The organism is Streptococcus mitis (genome assembly GCF_946190115.1).
Classification (GTDB): Bacteria; Bacillota; Bacilli; order Lactobacillales; family Streptococcaceae; genus Streptococcus; species Streptococcus mitis_CO.
Map to the genome: position 1 here is coordinate 1 of NZ_CAMHZG010000065.1, position 270 is coordinate 270.

Annotated in this window: 1 protein-coding gene; it reads right to left on the minus strand. The window is 40.7% G+C overall.

Going from position 1 to position 270, the window contains the following annotated elements; translation table 11 throughout:
* Nucleotides 1-270 (minus strand): hypothetical protein (locus N8L90_RS09435; protein ID WP_398577027.1); only part of this gene is annotated, 270 nt, incomplete at both ends.

Below are 270 nucleotides of genomic sequence, written 5' to 3' on the forward strand. Positions count from 1 at the left end.
CGTTGGATAGTTACAGGGATTTTTACAACAGTCTCTTCTGTTCCACGTTTCAGTTTAACTGGAATCTCTACTGTACGTTCTTCTTCTTTTGGTCCCCAATCTGTGACGCTTGGTGTTCCTACTAGATTTCCGCCGTTATCCACTGTTAAACCATTTACTGGACCATCTACTGAAATCGTTGTGCCTGGTTTGTTTGGTGTTACTACCTTAGTATTTGCTGGGACAGGTGTTTTTTCTTTTACAGTTTTTCCTGTTGTGTCTCCTGTTAAT